Annotated in this window: 19 protein-coding genes; 6 read left to right on the top strand and 13 right to left on the bottom strand. The window is 38.8% G+C overall.

Annotated elements, in window-relative coordinates; translation table 11 throughout:
* Positions 1–399 (bottom strand): YlaH-like family protein, encoded by a 399-nt coding sequence (locus tag ABS917_RS00275; protein WP_350477155.1) that lies wholly within the window; start codon positions 397–399, stop codon positions 1–3.
* Positions 400–423: 24 nt separating this feature from the next.
* The gene (gene typA / locus ABS917_RS00270) at positions 424–2,274 is read right to left on the bottom strand and encodes a translational GTPase TypA (protein WP_350477154.1); all 1,851 of its coding nucleotides are present in this window, start codon (positions 2,272–2,274) and stop codon (positions 424–426) included.
* Positions 2,275–2,402: 128 nt separating this feature from the next.
* Here typA and ABS917_RS00265 point away from each other — a divergent pair, with 128 nt between their 5' ends.
* Positions 2,403–2,618, top strand: coding sequence for a DUF5325 family protein (locus ABS917_RS00265; RefSeq protein ID WP_087615506.1), 216 nt, complete (start codon positions 2,403–2,405; stop codon positions 2,616–2,618).
* Between the two features lie 37 nt (positions 2,619–2,655).
* Here the strand turns inward: ABS917_RS00265 and ABS917_RS00260 are convergent, their stop codons facing one another.
* Both ABS917_RS00260 and ABS917_RS00255 read right to left on the bottom strand, forming a co-directional pair.
* Complete coding sequence (locus ABS917_RS00260; protein WP_350477153.1) at positions 2,656–3,450, bottom strand: inositol monophosphatase family protein; 795 nt, start codon at positions 3,448–3,450, stop codon at positions 2,656–2,658.
* A gap of 140 nt (positions 3,451–3,590) precedes the next feature.
* On the bottom strand, positions 3,591–3,788 hold the full coding sequence (locus ABS917_RS00255; protein ID WP_008403454.1) for a hypothetical protein: 198 nt from the start codon (positions 3,786–3,788) through the stop codon (positions 3,591–3,593).
* Between the two features lie 175 nt (positions 3,789–3,963).
* Here ABS917_RS00255 and ABS917_RS00250 point away from each other — a divergent pair, with 175 nt between their 5' ends.
* Positions 3,964–4,587: a YktB family protein gene (locus ABS917_RS00250; RefSeq protein WP_350477152.1), complete on the top strand. Its 624-nt coding sequence runs from the start codon at positions 3,964–3,966 to the stop codon at positions 4,585–4,587.
* 205 nt (positions 4,588–4,792) lie between these two features.
* Here ABS917_RS00250 and ABS917_RS00245 read toward each other — a convergent pair whose 3' ends face one another.
* Together ABS917_RS00245 and ABS917_RS00240 are read right to left on the bottom strand one after the other, a co-directional pair.
* Positions 4,793–5,062, bottom strand: coding sequence for a UPF0223 family protein (locus ABS917_RS00245; RefSeq protein ID WP_350477151.1), 270 nt, complete (start codon positions 5,060–5,062; stop codon positions 4,793–4,795).
* A 22-nt stretch (positions 5,063–5,084) separates the two neighbouring features.
* A complete protein-coding gene (locus ABS917_RS00240) occupies positions 5,085–6,044 on the bottom strand; it encodes an NAD(P)H-dependent flavin oxidoreductase (RefSeq protein WP_350477150.1) in 960 nt (319 codons plus the stop codon).
* Positions 6,045–6,170: 126 nt separating this feature from the next.
* On the opposite strand from ABS917_RS00240, the gene ABS917_RS00235 reads away from it, so the two are divergent.
* A complete protein-coding gene (locus ABS917_RS00235; RefSeq protein ID WP_350477149.1) occupies positions 6,171–7,640 on the top strand; it encodes an aminotransferase class I/II-fold pyridoxal phosphate-dependent enzyme in 1,470 nt (489 codons plus the stop codon).
* Between the two features lie 36 nt (positions 7,641–7,676).
* Here the strand turns inward: ABS917_RS00235 and ABS917_RS00230 are convergent, their stop codons facing one another.
* From ABS917_RS00230 to pdhA, 6 genes are all read right to left on the bottom strand, one after another.
* Entirely contained in the window at positions 7,677–8,366 is a 690-nt protein-coding gene (locus ABS917_RS00230; RefSeq protein ID WP_350477148.1) for an LrgB family protein, read from the bottom strand.
* Positions 8,329–8,742: a CidA/LrgA family protein gene (locus ABS917_RS00225; protein WP_350477147.1), complete on the bottom strand. Its 414-nt coding sequence runs from the start codon at positions 8,740–8,742 to the stop codon at positions 8,329–8,331. The genes ABS917_RS00230 and ABS917_RS00225 overlap by 38 nt, the downstream gene beginning before the upstream one ends.
* A 632-nt stretch (positions 8,743–9,374) precedes the next feature.
* A complete protein-coding gene (lpdA, locus tag ABS917_RS00220; RefSeq protein ID WP_350477146.1) occupies positions 9,375–10,787 on the bottom strand; it encodes a dihydrolipoyl dehydrogenase in 1,413 nt (470 codons plus the stop codon).
* Between the two features lie 4 nt (positions 10,788–10,791).
* Positions 10,792–12,180 carry a dihydrolipoamide acetyltransferase family protein gene (locus ABS917_RS00215; protein ID WP_350477145.1) on the bottom strand — a complete coding sequence of 463 codons (1,389 nt, stop codon included), beginning with the start codon at positions 12,178–12,180 and terminating at the stop codon, positions 10,792–10,794.
* An 18-nt stretch (positions 12,181–12,198) separates the two neighbouring features.
* The gene (locus ABS917_RS00210; protein ID WP_251689586.1) at positions 12,199–13,176 is read right to left on the bottom strand and encodes an alpha-ketoacid dehydrogenase subunit beta; all 978 of its coding nucleotides are present in this window, start codon (positions 13,174–13,176) and stop codon (positions 12,199–12,201) included.
* A gap of 3 nt (positions 13,177–13,179) precedes the next feature.
* Positions 13,180–14,295, bottom strand: a complete 1,116-nt coding sequence (gene pdhA / locus ABS917_RS00205; protein WP_079524913.1) for a pyruvate dehydrogenase (acetyl-transferring) E1 component subunit alpha — start codon at positions 14,293–14,295, stop codon at positions 13,180–13,182.
* Between the two features lie 383 nt (positions 14,296–14,678).
* On the opposite strand from pdhA, the gene def reads away from it, so the two are divergent.
* Positions 14,679–15,236 carry a peptide deformylase gene (gene def / locus ABS917_RS00200; protein WP_350477144.1) on the top strand — a complete coding sequence of 186 codons (558 nt, stop codon included), beginning with the start codon at positions 14,679–14,681 and terminating at the stop codon, positions 15,234–15,236.
* Between the two features lie 331 nt (positions 15,237–15,567).
* Here the strand turns inward: def and ABS917_RS00195 are convergent, their stop codons facing one another.
* On the bottom strand, positions 15,568–16,338 hold the full coding sequence (locus tag ABS917_RS00195) for a Cof-type HAD-IIB family hydrolase (protein ID WP_350477143.1): 771 nt from the start codon (positions 16,336–16,338) through the stop codon (positions 15,568–15,570).
* Positions 16,339–16,859: 521 nt separating this feature from the next.
* Here ABS917_RS00195 and ABS917_RS00190 point away from each other — a divergent pair.
* Positions 16,860–17,069, top strand: coding sequence for a DNA-dependent RNA polymerase subunit epsilon (locus ABS917_RS00190; protein ID WP_350477142.1), 210 nt, complete (start codon positions 16,860–16,862; stop codon positions 17,067–17,069).
* Between the two features lie 5 nt (positions 17,070–17,074).
* A complete protein-coding gene (gene rnjA, locus ABS917_RS00185) occupies positions 17,075–18,742 on the top strand; it encodes a ribonuclease J1 (protein ID WP_350477141.1) in 1,668 nt (555 codons plus the stop codon).
* Positions 18,743–18,784: the final 42 nt, after the last annotated feature.

The raw sequence follows: 18,784 nt of genomic DNA, 5'->3' as shown, positions 1-18,784 counted from the left end.
TTAACTTAGTTGTTTCGCTTCTTCTCGTTTTTCACGCCATAAACGTGATTTATAAATGATCAGAATTAACGCTGCAACAATCAAACCTTCAATCATTGGTAAAAACAAAGCTAAAAATGTTAACACTATACACCCTATAAACAGGAAAGTATAGATGATAATATTTCTGCCGAATGAAAGTTTTTTTGCAAAGCCAAGTTTGTATACAATTGCCGACATAAGGAATACAAGAACGAATGTTGCATAGCCAGCTATTTCGAAGCTCGGTAAATTTTCGTATAAATATCTTGTAATTCCAGACATACGATTAAACACGTAATCACTTTCATTTGTAGATACAGTTGCCAGTAATACTAAATTAAAATAGCTACCAAACACAGCCATAATATTCAACATCATTCAACCTTTCCTTAATGACGCCAATTAAGCTTCTAACTCAGCGTTCTTTTTCTTTTTAGCAATACGTTCACGTTCACCTTTATCAAGGATCTGTTTACGTAAACGGATTGATTCTGGAGTTACTTCCAGGTACTCATCATCACCTAAATATTCCAATGCTTCTTCAAGCGTTAAAATACGAGGCTTTTTGATAACATTCGTTTGGTCTTTATTCGCTGAACGGATGTTTGTTTTTTGTTTTTGTTTTGTAATGTTTACAGTAATATCGCCATCACGGTTGTTTTCACCAACAACCATTCCTTCGTATACTTCTGTACCTGGTTCAATAAATAATGTACCACGGTCTTCAATACCCATCATACCATAAGTTGTTGATTTACCATTTTCCATAGAAACTAATACGCCTTGGTGACGTCCGCCTACTTTACCAGGCACTAACGGTGCATAGTGATCAAATGTATGGTTAATGATACCGAAACCTTTTGTGATTGACATGAATTCAGTTGTGTAACCGATTAAACCACGTGCCGGTACGTTAAAGATTAAACGTACTTGTCCAGAACCGTTGTTTACCATATCAAGCATTTCACCTTTACGAGTACCGATTGATTCAATAATAGATCCTACTGAATCTTCAGGTACATCGATTTGAACTCGCTCGATCGGCTCAGATTTCACGCCATCGATTTCACGGATGATAACTTGTGGTTTAGAAACTTGTAGCTCATAGCCTTCACGACGCATATTTTCGATTAAGATCGATAAATGAAGCTCCCCACGACCTGAAACTGTCCAAGCGTCCGGAGAATCTGTATCTTCTACTCGTAGAGATACGTCTGTTTGCAATTGTGCACGTAAACGCTCTTCGATTTTACGAGAAGTTACCCATTTCCCTTCGCGACCTGCGAATGGTGAGTTGTTTACTAAGAATGTCATTTGCAAAGTTGGCTCATCGATGCGTAATGGCGTTAATGCTTCTTGATGCTCGATTGGACAAACAGTTTCACCAACGTTAATATCTTCCATTCCTGATACTGCGATTAAATCACCAGCAACTGCTGTTTCAATTTCTTCACGTTTTAAACCGAAGAAACCAAAGATTTTTGTAACACGGAAGTTCTTCACTGTGCCATCTAATTTCATAAGAGAAACTTGTTGACCTACAGAAATTTTACCGCGGAATACGCGACCGATACCAATACGACCAACGAAGTCATTATAATCAAGTAATGCTACTTGGAATTGTAAAGGCTCGTCCGAGTTATCTACTGGAGCCGGGATAGCTTCAATAATTTTCTCGAATAAGCATTTCATGTCTTCTTCTTGGTTTGCTGGATCCGGATCTAAAGACGCAGTTCCGTTTACACCTGAAGCATAAACAACTGGGAAATCTAACTGATCTTCATCTGCACCTAGCTCGATTAATAATTCTAATACTTCATCTACTACTTCTAGTGGACGAGCTGAATCTTTATCTACTTTATTAACTACAACGATTGGTGTTAAACGTTGCTCTAACGCCTTCTTTAATACGAAGCGTGTTTGCGGCATACAACCCTCATACGCATCGACAACTAAACAAACGCCATCTACCATTTTTAAGATACGTTCTACTTCTCCACCGAAGTCTGCGTGTCCAGGCGTATCAAGGATGTTGATACGAGTCCCATTGTAATTTACTGCAGTATTTTTAGCTAAAATCGTAATTCCACGTTCACGTTCTATATCACCAGAGTCCATTGCACGTTCTTCAACACGTTCGTTTGAACGGAAAGTCCCTGATTGCTTTAATAATTGGTCTACTAACGTTGTTTTACCATGGTCAACGTGAGCAATAATTGCGATATTACGAATATCTTGACGTAAATTTGTCATTATTCCACTCCATATTCTTTTTTCAATTGTTTAACTGTGATATTATAGCACATGAAAGATTAAATGTCTTTTCACAATAATTAATTACATTTATTGTCACATATAAAAAGTATATGGAGGTATGAACGATGAATAAAGCAAAATTTGTAATGTTTATTTACGCATTAGCTGCGATTCTTTCAATGATTAGCATTGGATTTGCATTTTCACTTATTTTCATGACAGGGCCAAAATATGAAACAACCGGCTGGATCGGTGTTATTTTAGGTGTTATCGTTATGTGTGGAATTTTCGGTATGGCATTTAAGACAAAACGCAAATTCAGGGATCAAGGTTTACTATAGAAATAAAAACTTCGGTGCAACGATGCACCGAAGTTTTTTATTTTTTCACTTCAATATAATTTTCCAAAAATAATTGATGAATAGAAGGATTGGCGATCAGGAATGTGTCTTTCGATAAATAATCGAAATCTTCGCCTTTTAAGTTTGTGGCAATCGCCCCTACTTCTTTTGCAATAATAACTCCCCCGCCAATATCCCAAGGCGCAAGGCGCATGGACATATAGGCATCCAGCTTTCCGCTTACAACAAAGGCGATTTCCATTGCTGCTGAGCCGTATGAACGTGTCCCGCGCACGGTGCGAACAAGTTCGATAATCTTTTCGTGGTTAATGCGATTATTCGGTGTAACCCAGTTTGCATTTATACCGATTACCGCCTCTTCGATTTTTACCGGCTGCAGCTTGCGCAGCGGAGAATCGTTATACCATGCCCCTTCTCCTGCAATTGCATTAAATAAATCTTCCCTCATTACATCAAATATGTAACCTAATACTCCGACACCATCAACATAAATACCGATTGTAATCATAAAATGCCGGTGCTGCTTTACAAAATTCATCGTGCCGTCAATAGGATCAATAATCCACACAACACCTTCCAGATTTTCAACCTTTTCGCCCATTCCTTCTTCACCTAAAATACGATGCTCCGGATTAAATGCCTTTATTTTTTCAATAAAAAATAATTCCGTTTCCCGATCTATGTTCGTTACTAAATCATTGGGATTTGACTTTGTTTCGATTTCAATATTATAGGAAAATGCTGCTCGAATATTTTTTCCTGCTTCAAAAATTATTTCTTTTGCAAATTCATCCAGTTTTTTTATATCCATCGTTCATCCACCTTCCGACAACAATCGCTAGTTTATATATGTAAATATGTTGAGCTCTTTTAAAGTATCCTTATTATAACAAAAAATCACTTGCTTTCTTACGTCGGCAAGTGATTTTTTATTTTGGAAACGTTTTTTTGTTACGCATATGCATGTAAACCTTTTAATTCCTCTTGGATTTCTGTTAATCGTTTTTTAGATTTATCAATTTCAGATTGATTTTTGTCATTCATCGCCGCATAGAGTGTTGCTAATTCATAATCCATTTCCAACATCAAAATCTCTTCGTATTGCTTTTCAATATCAACTTTGCGTATAATCTTAATCATCTGTTTCATAATAAATCACTTCCTTATCATAATTTTTCAGACTTTAACCAAACTGGATAATATAAGTAAATTCTTAAGATTATAGCCTCACCTTTGATATTTTCCATTGGTATAAAGTTTCTATTACAAGATTTTTTCCCAAAAAATTAATAAAATAAACATAAAAACGAAAGGAATTATAAAAATGAGTATTGTCAATTGGACTAAAGAAGACTTCCAAGTATTTGATATTGACGGTCTAGATGAGCGTATGGAAGCTTTAACAACAATTATCCGCCCGAAGTTTAATGAGCTGTCAGAAACGTTTACAGGGTATTTCAGTGCACAAACAGGAGAAGAGTTTTTCGGTCATGTTGCGAAACATGCCCGCCGTACTGTAAACCCACCAAAAGATTCCTGGGTTGCATTTGCTCCTTATAAGCGTGGTTATAAAGCTTTGCCGCATTTCCAGATTGGGTTATGGGGTACGCACCTTTTCATCGTTGTTGCAGTGATTTATGAAGCGCCGCAAAAAGAGGAAATGGCACAGCGCTTACTGAAAAATATGCAAGTGATTAAAGATTTATCCGATGATTACGTACTTTCCGGGGATCATATGCAACCAGATACGATCTCTTTAAAAGAAGCGCGCACCGAAAAGCTTGAACAGCTCCTTATACGCCTGCGTGATGTAAAAAAAGGAGAATTTCTTGTTGGGCGTCGTATACCTGCAGATGAGGCAATTAAAATGTCTGCAGAAGAGTTTTTGCTATTGGCTGAACAAACATTTGATGAGCTTCTCCCTGTTTATAAAATCATCAAAGGTTAATTGCAACCATTTATTATTAATATGTACAAAAGACTGCTAAACATTCCAACAATTTAAAAATAATTTAAAAAATTCTTGATATTAAGACTAAAAGCAGCATTTTCCTCTGGGAGAAAATGCTGCTTTTTGCTGTACAGAAAATCCGTTTCTTTTATAAATATCTTGCCTTAGCCATGAAGTTCTTCTGTCACAGCTTCGTTTTTTATTACATTCTTACAATTTGCCCGTCCGCTAATTCTTTCGCAAGCTTTACGACCCGGTATGGGACATAGGAACTTGCCTGTTCGAATTCACGGCAGATTGTTTTTTCTTCCGCCTGGGAAGGTACAATCTCTTTAAAACGTTTGTAGCGTGCCATGACTAGTTCACGCTTTGCCCCTTTTTCGTAGGCCATTTCCACCACTTCAAAAAAGCGTACGACATCGACCATTTCTTCTGTTGACCAGTCCGTCGATAATGGGTATGAATATTCCATAGTTATTACCTGCCTTTAATTATTACTGACCCCATTTTAAACGGATTTTTTCCGCTTGTACAACCATACGCTGAATTAATTCTTCAGCTGACGGTACATCTTGAATTAATCCTGTTACTTGACCCGCCCATCCGAAGCCTTTTGTCGCATCTCCACTGTAAATGAAATTTTTGTTTGCTTCACCGCTAATATATGATTTCAGCGCTTCATATGTAGGGGTTTTTTGCTCAACTTCTAAAATCTCATCTGTAAATGCATTGCGGATTACTCGGGCAGGCGCACCAATCGAGCGTTTAATAATCGTTGTATCTGTTTCTTCACTATCAATCAGTGCCTGTTTATATGCTAGAGAAGCGTGAACACATTCTTTTGTCGCAATAAAGCGTGTCCCCATTTCAATTCCTTCCGCCCCTAATGCATGTGCTGCCATCCATCCTCGTCCGTCTCCAATTCCCCCTGACGCAATAACCGGAATCGATACACTATCGACTACTTGCGGTACGAGCACCATTGTTCCGACATCATCTCGCCCTAAATGGCCCCCGCCTTCTTGTCCAACAACCATTACGGCATCCGCTCCCAGCTGTTCAGCTTTCTGCGCTTGTCGTTTCGCAGCGACGAGTACAAGTTTTTTACATGATGCATCTTTTAATATGTCGAATATCGGTGCCGGGTTTCCTCCAGTAATAGTTACTACAGGTACATCCATTTCACCAGCTACTTCGATCATCTTTTCGTATCCTTTTCCATGCATTCCTATCGCAAAGTTTACACCAAACGGCCGATCTGTCATTTCTCTCACTTTTTTTATTTCCTCTTTTAACGCTTCCGGTGACGGCAAGCTCATGGCGGTAATCTGTCCTAAGGCTCCTGCATTTGAAACCGCTGCAGCAAGCTCAGAATAGGCCAGGTACGCTAATCCCCCCTGAATAATCGGGTATTGAATTTGTAATAAGTCGGTTACTTTTGTTTGCCATTTCATTGTTATTCCTCCTAAAATAATAACTGTCAATTCAGTTGATTAAAATATTTATATAGTCAGCAACTTTAATAGGTGCTATAATTCATTTGTTTTTAAAAAATACTATATAGTGAGGTGGTACCTGCGTTGTCACAGTTAGAGACTCCTTTGTTTGATGCATTACTTAAGCATCGCAACAGACACCCTATCCAGTTCCATATCCCAGGCCATAAGAAAGGGCAAGGAATGGATCCAGCTTACAGAGAATTTGTAGGCGACAACGTTTTATCAATTGATTTAATTAATATTGCTCCACTAGATGATTTACACGCTCCTAAAGGTGTGATTATGCAAGCACAAAACCTTGCTGCTGAAGCCTTTGGTGCTGACCATACATTTTTTTCCGTGCAAGGTACTAGTGGCGCCATTATGACGATGATTATGACTGTCGTTGGCCCAGGCGATAAAATTATAGTACCGCGGAATGTACATAAGTCGATTATGTCAGCTATTGTTTTTGCAGGTGCTATTCCTATTTTTATTCATCCGGAAGTTGACAGTGAGCTCGGCATTTCTCATGGTATTTCGCCAGAGTCCGTTGAGCGCGCATTGACGACATATCCAGATGCGAAAGCCGTACTTGTCATCAACCCGACATATTTCGGTTTTGTTGCAGATTTAAAACGCATTGTCGAAATTGTACATGCACGTAATATTCCAGTAATTGTGGATGAAGCTCATGGCGTTCATATTAAATTCCATGATGAGTTGCCGTTATCTGCAATGCAAGCCGGCGCGGACATGGCCGCTACGAGCACGCATAAGCTTGGCGGCTCCATGACAGGCAGCTCTGTCTTAAACGTCAGAGAAGGCCTTGTAACAGCTAAAAGAGTACAGGCTGTATTCTCTATGCTGACAACGACATCGACTTCCTATCCATTACTGGCGTCTTTAGATACGGCACGTCGCCAGCTTGCTGTCCATGGATATGATTTATTGGACGAAGCAATCCGTTTGGCAAATGATGCCCGTAAACGCATTAACGCAATTCCGCATCTACATTGTGTAGGACGTGAAAAACTCGGAACTTCGGCTACATTCGATATGGATCCATTAAAACTGTTAATTTGTGTTAAAGATTTAGGCATTACCGGACATGTTGCAGAAGAATGGTTACGTCAGAATGCTAACTTGGAAGTAGAGTTGTCCGATCTATACAATATTTTATGCTTAGTAACAATTGGAGATTCGAAAAAAGAAATCAATTTACTTGTTAATGCTTTGACACGTATGTCGAAAAACTTCGAATCGGAAGCATCGATTACTGAAACAAATGTTCAAATACCTGAAATTCCCGCTCTTGCAATGACACCGCGTGATGCATTTTATGCACAAACAGAAAGTATTCCTCTTGCACAGGCAGAAGGGTATATTTGCGCAGAATTTATAATGGTGTACCCACCGGGCATTCCAATATTTATTCCCGGGGAAATAATTACGCAGAGCAATATTGATTTTATCAAGATGAATATTGAAGCAGGTCTCCCTGTTCAAGGACCTGAAGACAGTACATTACAAAATATTCGTGTTATTAAAGAGCGGAAAGCGATTTATTAATATTTCTGACAGACAGCTAAATGCTGTCTGTCTTTTTTAAAATAAATAAATCGAAATAAGCGGAATAATGAAGGCCCCAACAACCGCACTAAGCCCCATAGACAGTGAGCCAATCGATAAATCTTCTTCACTATACTCCTTTAATTTTGTCAATCCGACACCATGCGAAGCACTTCCCATAGCGACCCCGCGACTGATCGCCGTATCAATTTTAAATAATTTAAATAAAACCGGACCTAAAATAGCACCAGTAAACCCTGCCACCATTACCATTACAGCAGTCAGCGGCGGTATACCCCCAACAATATCGCTTACTTGCATTGCCACAGGTGTTGTTAATGATTTTGGTAATGAAGTAAGGATAAAATCTTTGCTTGATCCGAAAAGTAAAAGTAATGCTACTACGCTAATTAGACCTGCGAGCATTGCGACAATGATGCTCGTAATAATCGAGTATTTGTATTTGAATATAAGCTCCCGCTGGTTGTATAAAGGAAATGCCAATGCTACGACTGCAGGACCGAGCATTTTGGATATCCATTGTCCCCCTTCCATGTACGTTTCATATGGAATATTAAAAACTAGTAAAATAATGACTGTAATACAAGTAGCCGTTAAAATAGGCAATAATAATGGGTGGCCAAACTTCAAGTACAGCCTGTTCAGTAATATAAAAAGAAGAACAGTGCTACTTATGATGGATAGAATTAGCAGTAGATGCAGCAATATTCTCTTCCTCCTTCATTTTGCATTCCTTTTTTTCTATGAATTTACCTATTTTTCCGGTTATGACCAGCGCAAAAATTGTACTGATAATAACAGCTAAAACAAAAAGCCCTCCTGATATCGTGAGTAATTCAGGATAATTAATGACAGCCACTGTTGAAGGAATAAAAAACAATGTTAAAAATGCAAGCATAAAACTGGCACCGTTTTGTATGTATTTTACATTTAAAATTTTAAAGTAAAGAGCAAGCCATAATATAACTAACCCGATAATACTTCCAGGTATAATAATACCGGTAACTGAAACGATAAATTCTCCAGTCAGATAAAACAAAATAATAATACCAATTTGAGTGGTAGTACGAATAATCTCCACCAGTTAACCCCCTTTACACAGTTTTATCCCGCATTAACAGGTAGTGACTCTCCTGCCTCTAAACGTAAACAGGTCGAAAAGGATAGGCGGGAAATCAACTACCCGTAAAAGCCCGATTGGTTCGGACTAACACGATGCTGGTCACACAAGCGTTGTCACAGGACATGACAGTTTTAGCTTATGTTCCTTTTAATCAGTAGAGATTCCCCCTTACTGATTAAAGTTCCACTTTATTGTACGTCTATTAGAAATTTCTGTCTATTTTATTTTCCTACTATAATTTGGGTCATGATTTTATATTTAAAGTAATGCGAAAAGCCACCTTGTTTAAATGTGACGACTTCCTTGATCAATGAAATCCTCAAACAGTATTCCTCCTATAATTAGAGCTTATTTCACATTTTAGCTGAATTACATTTATTTTGTTGCTCTACTTTATTATTTTTTACATGAATCTTTCAGTTATAAATAACCATTTTTTACATTTAAAAACTCCCTTTATAATGGAAGAAAAAATTTTTTGCTTCTATCAGAAAGCGTTTTTCCTTTCCCTTAGGTTGACCCAACCCCTTGTTATTTATAACCATAAAAAACACTGCCCATTTAAAATGGGCAGTGTAATTTTTATATCATTATTTAGTTACAATATGGATTGGGTTGCCTAGTAAAACTTCAGCAGCTTCCATTGTAATTTCACCTAAAGTTGGGTGAGCGTGGATAGTCAATGCGATATCTTCTGCAGTCATACCGCCTTCAATAGCAGTTGCCATTTCAGCAATCATATCAGAAGCACCGACACCAACGATTTGAGCACCAACTAATAAGCCGTCTTCTTTACGTGCTACTAGTTTCACGAAACCTTCTGTTTCGTTTAATGCTAATGCACGACCGTTTGCAGCGAATGGGAATTTAGCAGCTTTCACTTCTAAACCTTCCGCTTTTGCTTGCTCTTCAGAGTAGCCTACAGTTGCCATTTCTGGATCTGTGAAGCATACTGCAGGAATTGCTAAGTAGTCAACTACTGATGGTTCACCAGCGATTGCTTCTGCAGCAACTTTACCTTCATAAGAAGCTTTATGAGCAAGTTGTGGACCTGCAACGATATCACCGATTGCATAGATGTTCGATACTGAAGTACGACCTTGTTTGTCTACTTCCAATAATCCGCGTTCTGCGAATTTAATACCTACTTCTTCTAAGCCCATTTCATCCGTATTTGGACGACGACCTACAGTTACTAATACGTAATCTGCTTCAACAGTTTTTTCTTCGCCACCTGCTTCATAAGTAACAACTACGCCATTCTCGTTTTCTTCTACGCCTTTAGCAGAAGCGTTTACTACAACTTCAACGCCCTTTTTCTTCAGACCTTTTTTAACGATTTGCGTCATTTGTTTTTCGAAACCAGCTAAAATATCTTTACCGCCTTCGATAATTGTTACTTGAGAACCTAAGTTAGCATAAGCTGAACCAAGCTCTGTACCGATGTAACCGCCACCGATAACAACTAATTTACCTGGTACTTCAGGGAATGATAATGCACCAGTTGAGCTTACTACACGCTTTGTAAATTTAAATGTTGGGATTTCGATTGGACGAGATCCTGTTGCTAAAATAGCATTTTTAAATGTATAAGTTTGAGCATTATCGCCGTCGATAACACGTACAGTGTTTGCATCCACGAAGTATGCTTCACCTTTTACGATATCTACTTTATTTCCTTTTAATAAGCCTTCAACGCCGCCTACTAATTTTTTAACAACGCCGTCTTTAAATGCTTGTGCTTTAGACCAGTCTAATTTCACTTCAGATGCAGTAACACCCATATCATCTGAATGCTGGGCATTTTCAAAGCGGTGACCTACTGAAATTAAAGCTTTTGAAGGGATACAACCTACGTTTAGACATACCCCGCCTAATGCTCCACGTTCAACGATTGTTACTTTTTGACCTGTTTGTGCTGCACGAATTGCTGCTACATAACCACCAGGGCCAGAACCTACTACAAGAGTATCTAGTTCGATTGGAAAATCTCCTACTACCATTTTTTTACGCCTCCATTAATAATAGTTGCGGCTCACTTAATAAACGTTTTAAATGATTTAAAGCGTTTTGTGCAGTCGCTCCATCGATCATTCGATGATCAAAGCTCAATGATAATGCTAACACATGTGCTGCTACAATTTCACCATTTTTTATTACTGGTTTCTCTGAAATACGACCAATTCCTAAGATTGCCACTTCAGGATGGTTAATTACTGGTGTGAACCATTGCCCACCAGCTGAACCGATATTTGTAATCGACATTGACGCACCTTTCATTTCATGCGGTGCTAGCTTACCATCACGCGCTTTTACAGCCAATTCGTTAATTTCCTGAGATAAGCCAAATACAGACTTACGATCAGCATGCTTAATTACAGGAACTAACAAACCTTTTTCTGTATCAGCCGCAATACCAATATTATAGTAATGTTTTTGAATAATTTCTTGTGTCGCATCATCCAGTGAACGGTTGAAATCAGGATATTTACGTAAAGTCGAGATTAAAGCTTTCACAACGTACGGTAAATATGTCAATTTAACACCTTGTTCCGCTGCAATATCCTTGAATTGCTTACGGTGTGCAACAAGTTCTGTTACATCCACTTCATCCATTAACGTTACGTGCGGAGCCGTATGTTTTGAATGTACCATCGCTTTTGCGATCGCTTTGCGGATACCGCTCATTTTTTCGCGTGTTTCAGGGAACTCGCCTTCAAGTGCTACAGGGGCAGCTTGTTTTGTTTCTGCTTGTTTCTCTTCTGCTTGTGGCTGTTGTGTATCTTTTACTTCTTCTGTTTCAGAAGCCGATTGTTGACCTCCGTTTAGGAAGCTCTCAATATCTTCCTTTAACACACGGCCGTTTTTGCCTGTGCCTGAAACTTGCTGAATCTCGACACCTTTTTCACGAGCATACTTTCGAACAGAAGGCATTGCGATAATGCGTTTGCCTGAAGTTTCTGTTTCGGATGGCGGTGCAGCTTTTTCTGTTTCAGCGGGAGCTTCCGGCTGAGCAGCATCTGCACTCTTATCCGTTTTAGTTTCTTCTTTTTTCACATTTTGGCCAGCCTCAGCAGTAGACTGTACTTGTGCTTCTGTTTTGTTTGATTCATTTGATTCGTGGTGGTCATCACCTTTTAGTTTTAAATCTTCATAGCCTGGTGCATCAAAGCGGATTAAGGCATCCCCGACAATCGCAACCGTTCCTTCTTCTACATAGATTTCTTCTACTGTACCATCAACTGGTGACGGAATTTCAACGACTGCTTTATCATTTTGAACTTCTGCTAAAATATCGTCTTCTTTTACTTGATCGCCAGGTTTAACGAACCATTTGACGATTTCACCTTCATGAATACCTTCTCCGATATCTGGTAAACGAAACGTAAATGCCATTTATCTCACCCTCAATTCTTAGAATGTTAAGACTTTCTTTGCAGTTTCCATTACATCTTTATACGTAGGTAACCATACACCTTCCGCTTGCGGGAATGAATAGATTGTATCTGGTGCAGCAACACGTAATACTGGTGCTTCCAATGACAGAATCGCACGTTCTGTAATTTCTGCGACTACATTTGCCGCAATACCTGCTTGCTTTTGCGCTTCCTGAACAACAATTGCACGACCTGTTTTTTCAACAGATGCAATAATTGTTTCGATATCTAACGGCTGAATTGTACGTAAATCGATTACTTCTACCGAGTAGCCTTCTTTCTCCAATTCTTCTGCCGCTTTTAGACTTTCGTGAACCATTAAGCCGTAAGCAATGATAGAAAGATCTTTTCCTTCCCGTTTCACATCTGCTTTACCCAATTCAATTGTATATGACTCTTCCGGAACTTCTTCACGGAATGAACGGTATAGTTTTAAATGCTCTAAGAAAATAACCGGATTATCATCACGAATCGAAGCAATCATTAAACCTTTTGCATCATATGGTGTTGATGGAATAACAACTTTTAATCCTGGTGATTGAGCCATCAGCCCTTCTAAAGAATCCGAGTGCATTTCAGGCGTATGAACACCCCCGCCAAATGGAGAACGGATTGTTACTGGTGCATTATACGTACCGCCTGAACGGTATCTCATACGAGCCAATTGCCCGCTGATAGAATCCATTACTTCGAATACGAAGCCGAAAAATTGAATTTCAGGTACTGGACGGTATCCAGTTAACGCTAAACCAATTGCTAAACCACCGATTCCTGATTCTGCAAGTGGCGTATCAAATACACGATCAACGCCAAATTCTTTTTGAAGACCTTCTGTTGCACGGAATACCCCGCCGTTTACACCAACGTCTTCACCGAATACTAAAACGTTCTCGTCATTTTTTAATTCGCAGCGTAATGCATCTGTAATTGCTTGAATCATTGTCATTTGTGCCATGGCTTATTTCGACTCCTTCTCTTTATAAATCGCATACTGTTCTTTTAGGTTCGCCGGCATTTCTCCAGCGTACATATTTTCCATTAATTCCGTAACTTTTTGTTTTGGTGCTTGGTCCGCTTGTTTAATAGCATCTTTAATTTCTTCTTTAGCACGCTCAATTACTGCTTCTTCTTTTTGCTCATCCCATAAACCTTTACCTTCAAGGAATGTGCGGAAGCGTACTAATGGATCTTTCGCAGCCCATTCATTGTCGATATCCGTTGTACGGTAACGTGTCGGGTCATCCCCCGCCATCGTATGCGGCCCATAACGGTAACACATTGTTTCGATTAATGTTGGTCCTTCACCACGAACAGCTCGGTCACGCGCATCCTTTGTCGCTGCATATACTGCTAATGGGTCCATTCCGTCTACTAATACACATGGAATACCTGCCGCTACACCTTTTTGTGCAATTGTTTTAGCAGATGTCTGTAATTCACGCGGTGTCGAAATTGCATATTGGTTGTTTTGTACGATGAAAATCGCCGGTGATTTGAATGCACCTGCAAAGTTAATCCCTTCGTAGAAATCACCTTGTGATGAACCACCATCACCTGTATAAGTGATCGCAACTGTTTTTGAACCACGTTTTTGTAAACCAAGTGCTACACCAGCAGTTTGGATATATTGTGCACCGATAATAATTTGTGGTGCCAATACATTAACGCCTTCCGGTACTTGGTTCCCAATGAAGTGTCCGCGGCTGAATAGAAATGCCTTCCATAACGGTAAACCGTGCATAACGATTTGCGGTACATCACGATACCCCGGCAAAATCCAGTCTTCTTTTTCCAAAGCATAATGCGATGCAAGTTGTGAAGCTTCCTGACCCGCAGTCGGTGCATAGAAACCAAGACGTCCTTGACGGTTTAACGAAATCGAACGCTGATCCAAAATACGTACGTAAACCATACGCTCCATCAATTCAACTAATTGCTCGTCCGTTAAATCCGGCATTGCCGCTTCATTTACTATTTCACCCTGCTCGTTTAAAATTTGGAACATCTCAAACTTACTTTCAATTTCCTGTAACGTTCCAGCTGGGTCCAATTGATTCTTCATTTTTTCTGCCATTGTTTACATCCCCTTTGAACTGTATTAAAAAATTTTCGTTTTTTACTAGTACAACGTTTCTATACACCGAGTATAAAGAATAAAATTCTATCGGTCAATCATTGTTTATCATCTTAATTAAAGATTTTTCCTCGCATTTGTTTAAACTGATACAGTTACATTACCTGTATTATACTGTAATCACCTCTGTACTATAATAGAAAAAACACCCAATAAATTTTATTATTTAATTTATAACACCCCTCGATTTATTCATTCCCTTATAATGAATTGTTAAATCTGAATTTATGATAAATTTCTTTTGGAAAAGGTTTTTTCTTACTTCGATTTCGATGAGTCGTGTATACTTACACATATAAGTTTGAACTGAAAGGAAGTTTCACATGATTTTAATGGAACACATTATCCGTGAAGGACACCCTACTTTACGTACCCGCGCGGAGGAAGTTACTTTTCCGTTATCTGCAGAAGATCGAAAACTTGCAGATGATATGCTTCAATATTTAATTAATAGCCAAAATCCCGAAATTGCTGAAAAATATAATTTACGCGGTGGCATCGGCTTAGCTGCAAACCAGGTAAACAGTTTAAAACGTATGTTTGCATTGCATTTGGAAGATGAAAACGGCGAACAAATCAGCTTTGTCGCTGTTAACCCTAGAATTGTTAGCCATTCTGTTGAACAGACTTATATAACAAGTGGTGAAGGCTGCTTATCTGTAGACCGTGCAGTTCCTGGCTATGTTTATCGCTATGCACGTATCACTGTGAAGTTTATGACAGTGGACGGAGAAGAAAAGAAAATGCGTTTATCCGGACTTCCTGCAATCGCGTTCCAGCATGAACTTGATCATTTAAACGGAGTTATGTTTTATGATCGCATCGATGAAAAAGACCCGTTTGTTCAATTAGAAAACAGCATTCCATTCGGAAGAGATTAACTTCAGCTGAACCCACTTTCGTTAGTAGCGAAAATGGGTTCTTTTTTGATCAGTTACTATAGAAGAAAGTCATTTCAGCTTTTGAAAGTTTTAATAAAATCCGTAAATGTTCTAATATCCTTTTAATTGTTCTAATAAAAAAGAGATTTTCCAATATAACTGTCCATTGTTCTAAAATGGTAGCGTGATGTTCTAAAATCCTTTCCATTCTTTCTAATATCGACATCTGTTTTTCTAATAAATATTAACATTGTTCTAATAAAATAAACGCCCATTCGATAACAAAAAACGCTGTGAAAAAGTCTTTTCACAACGCTTTTCCTACCCCTAACTAAATCAACTTCAACTTCTTCATTGCGTCAGCCAAGCCGTCATTGTCCACATGTCCAGTAATCATTGAAGCTGCTTCCTTTGCCCGTACATGACCATTTTCCATCGCTACACTATAGCCAAACTCTGACAGCATTTCAATGTCATTTAATCCATCGCCAAATGTAATAACATCCTCTACAGGATAATTAATATGTTGCAGCAATTTTCGAATGCCATTTGCCTTTGATCCACCATCTGGCAGGACGTCACATGAGAAAGGATGCCAACGGATAAATTGTACTTGCGGGAATTGCTGCTCATAAATCGGCTGATCTTTTTCTTCTATAAATACAAGTGTTTGATAAACCGGTGTATGCAAGTAGTATCGCGGATCGATTTGCGGATATGGATACTGAAGTGTGGATAAACTGCTCTCCACACTTTCATAGTCGCTTTCGGTAGCAATCATTTCCTTTTCATTCAGGAAAACTAACGGATGATTTCGCTGTGCGCCAAATTCGAGTATTTCAGTTAATGTTTCGTTGGCGATCTGGTCTGTATAAACCACTTCGCCTTGATAAACTACATATTGCCCGTTAAATGTCACATATGTATCGATTTCAAGCTCTTCCAGTATCTCTTTTATCATAAATGGCGCACGTCCTGTTGCAATCGCAATTTCGTGGCCATTTTCGCGTGCCTTGAATAGTGCTTCCTTTGCTGAAGCAGGTAATTTTTTATCTGAATTGTATAGAGTACCGTCTACATCAAAAAATAATATTTTCTTCAATTTATAACGCTCCTTTAATTATCATCCCGCATCAACGGGTAGTATATCATGCCTCGAAAGTGTATCGGCATAGGCGAGATTCCCGCCTCCAGACTTCAGCAGGGCTAAAAGGATAGAGATGAGATCAACTATCCGTAAATGCCCGATTGGTTCAACTAACAATCCATGGGAGTAAAACTCCCCATGGATTGAAGTTTCACTTTATAGGCCCTTTACAAAAATCTGAATATTTAGTATAATGAGTGTGAGGAGTGATGACCTATGTTAAAACGTCTCAAAAAGAAATGGCGAAAACGATTGAATGGCATCCTCGGAAAAAAATTAATTGCCTAACACTTCATTTAGAGTGGCACGCCCAATTACAGGACGTGCCATTTTTTTCATTCGTGGCCACTTTGATGTTCACGAAATTTGAAGGGCTTTTCTTTATTTTAAAGGAGTCCCGTGATAATATAAAGGAAATGCATTTTTCTACAATTTAGAAGTGCAGTAATAATGTTCGTACTTAAAGGAGAGTAACTATGATTTACAAAGTCTATTATCAAGAAAACATTTCTGAGATTCCAGTTCGCGAAAACACAAAAACACTTTATTTAGAGGCGGCATCTGAACGTGAAGTACGTCACTATCTAAAAGACCGTAACTACAATATCGAACTTGTTCAACTTCTAGAAGGCAACTATTTAGAATACGAACAAAATAGCCCGAATTTCCGTCTGGAGAACGCTTAATTGTTATGAAATTCGTTAAGAATGATCAAGCGGCTGTATTCGCACTCGGCGGACTGGGCGAAATCGGCAAAAACACATATGCAGTACAATTCCAAGATGAAATCATACTAATAGATGCAGGTATTAAGTTCCCTGAAGACGATTTGCTTGGCATTGACTATGTAATTCCAGACTATACGTATTTAGTTCGAAATGTAGACAAAATCAAAGGCTTATTTATAACACATGGTCACGAAGATCATATCGGTGGTATTCCTTATTTATTACGTCAAGTTAATATTCCGGTATACGGCGGGAAACTTGCACTAGGTCTACTTCGCAACAAATTAGAAGAGCATGGCTTATTACGTACAACAAAGCTGATTGAATTTAAAGAGAATGATGTCATTAAATTCCGTAAAACGGCCGTTAGCTTCTTCCGTACAACACATAGTATCCCAGATGCATATGGTATTGTCATAAAGACACCACCAGGTAATATTGTGCATACTGGTGACTTTAAGTTTGACTTTACTCCAGTAGGCGAGCCTGCTAACTTGACGAAAATGGCGGAAATCGGCCGCGATGGTGTCCTTTGTTTACTATCGGATAGTACAAACGCCGAAAAGCCTGATTTTACAATGTCTGAGCGTACAGTCGGGAAAAGCATTGACGAAATTTTCCGTAAAGTTGACGGACGTATTATTTTTGCAACATTCGCTTCAAATATCCACCGTTTACAACAGGCAACAGATGCAGCCATGAAATATGGTCGTAAAATTGCTGTGTTCGGTCGATCAATGGATAATGCGATTACAATCGGCCGTGAATTAGGCTATATTACAGCACCTAAAGAAACATTTGTCGATATACAAAGCTTAAACCGTTTACCTGCAAATGAAGTGATGATTTTATGTACCGGTTCACAAGGTGAGCCAATGGCTGCATTATCACGTATTGCTAATGGTACACACCGTCAAATTCAAATCCAGCCTGGTGATACAGTAGTATTCTCATCTTCTCCGGTTCCTGGTAACACGATGAGCGTAAACAAAATCATCAACTTATTATTCCGTGCTGGTGCAGAAGTTATCCATGGCGCATTAAATAATATCCATACTTCAGGTCACGGTTCTCAACAAGAACAAAAGCTTATGCTTCGTTTAATGAAACCGAAATTCTTTATGCCGATTCATGGTGAATATCGCATGTTGAAAATTCATACTGAATTAGCTGAAGCTTGTGAAGTTCCATTGGAAAACTCATTCGTTATGGAAAATGGCGATGTTCTTGCATTAAGTGCAAATGAAGCACATGTTGCAGGACGAATTCCTTCAGGCGATGTGTATATCGATGGGAACGGAATTGGGGATATCGGCAATATTGTATTACGTGACCGCCGAATTCTTTCAGAAGAAGGTTTAGTCATCGTAGTCGTAAGTGTCGATATGGCTAAAAACAAAATTGTTTCTGGTCCGGATATTATTTCTCGCGGATTTGTGTATATGCGTGAATCAGGCATGATGATCAATGAAGCACAAAAAATGCTGAACCATCATTTAAACAGCACGATTCAGGAAAAAGATACACAATGGAATGATTTGAAAAATGAAATTACCGATGTATTAGGCCCATATTTATATGAAAAAACAAAACGTCGTCCAATGATTTTACCGATCATTATGGAAGTATAAAACGGGACTAGTCCTCAATATAAAAAATCCATCATTTTGCTT

This window comes from Solibacillus sp. (genome assembly GCF_040273735.1).
Lineage (GTDB): Bacteria > Bacillota > Bacilli > Bacillales_A > Planococcaceae > Solibacillus.
The sequence above is the reverse complement of the archived record's forward strand: the minus strand, read 5'-3'. Positions and strand labels throughout refer to the sequence as shown.

Coding starts and splice junctions, on each gene's coding strand:
- ABS917_RS00275 (WP_350477155.1), bottom strand. CDS start 399: ATGATGTTGAATATTATGGCTGTGTTTGGTAGCTATTTTAATTTAGTA.
- typA (WP_350477154.1), bottom strand. CDS start 2,274: ATGACAAATTTACGTCAAGATATTCGTAATATCGCAATTATTGCTCAC.
- ABS917_RS00265 (WP_087615506.1), top strand. CDS start 2,403: ATGAATAAAGCAAAATTTGTAATGTTTATTTACGCATTAGCTGCGATT.
- ABS917_RS00260 (WP_350477153.1), bottom strand. CDS start 3,450: ATGGATATAAAAAAACTGGATGAATTTGCAAAAGAAATAATTTTTGAA.
- ABS917_RS00255 (WP_008403454.1), bottom strand. CDS start 3,788: ATGAAACAGATGATTAAGATTATACGCAAAGTTGATATTGAAAAGCAA.
- ABS917_RS00250 (WP_350477152.1), top strand. CDS start 3,964: ATGAGTATTGTCAATTGGACTAAAGAAGACTTCCAAGTATTTGATATT.
- ABS917_RS00245 (WP_350477151.1), bottom strand. CDS start 5,062: ATGGAATATTCATACCCATTATCGACGGACTGGTCAACAGAAGAAATG.
- ABS917_RS00240 (WP_350477150.1), bottom strand. CDS start 6,044: ATGAAATGGCAAACAAAAGTAACCGACTTATTACAAATTCAATACCCG.
- lpdA (WP_350477146.1), bottom strand. CDS start 10,787: ATGGTAGTAGGAGATTTTCCAATCGAACTAGATACTCTTGTAGTAGGT.
- ABS917_RS00215 (WP_350477145.1), bottom strand. CDS start 12,180: ATGGCATTTACGTTTCGTTTACCAGATATCGGAGAAGGTATTCATGAA.
- ABS917_RS00210 (WP_251689586.1), bottom strand. CDS start 13,176: ATGGCACAAATGACAATGATTCAAGCAATTACAGATGCATTACGCTGC.
- pdhA (WP_079524913.1), bottom strand. CDS start 14,295: ATGGCAGAAAAAATGAAGAATCAATTGGACCCAGCTGGAACGTTACAG.
- def (WP_350477144.1), top strand. CDS start 14,679: ATGATTTTAATGGAACACATTATCCGTGAAGGACACCCTACTTTACGT.
- ABS917_RS00190 (WP_350477142.1), top strand. CDS start 16,860: ATGATTTACAAAGTCTATTATCAAGAAAACATTTCTGAGATTCCAGTT.
- rnjA (WP_350477141.1), top strand. CDS start 17,075: ATGAAATTCGTTAAGAATGATCAAGCGGCTGTATTCGCACTCGGCGGA.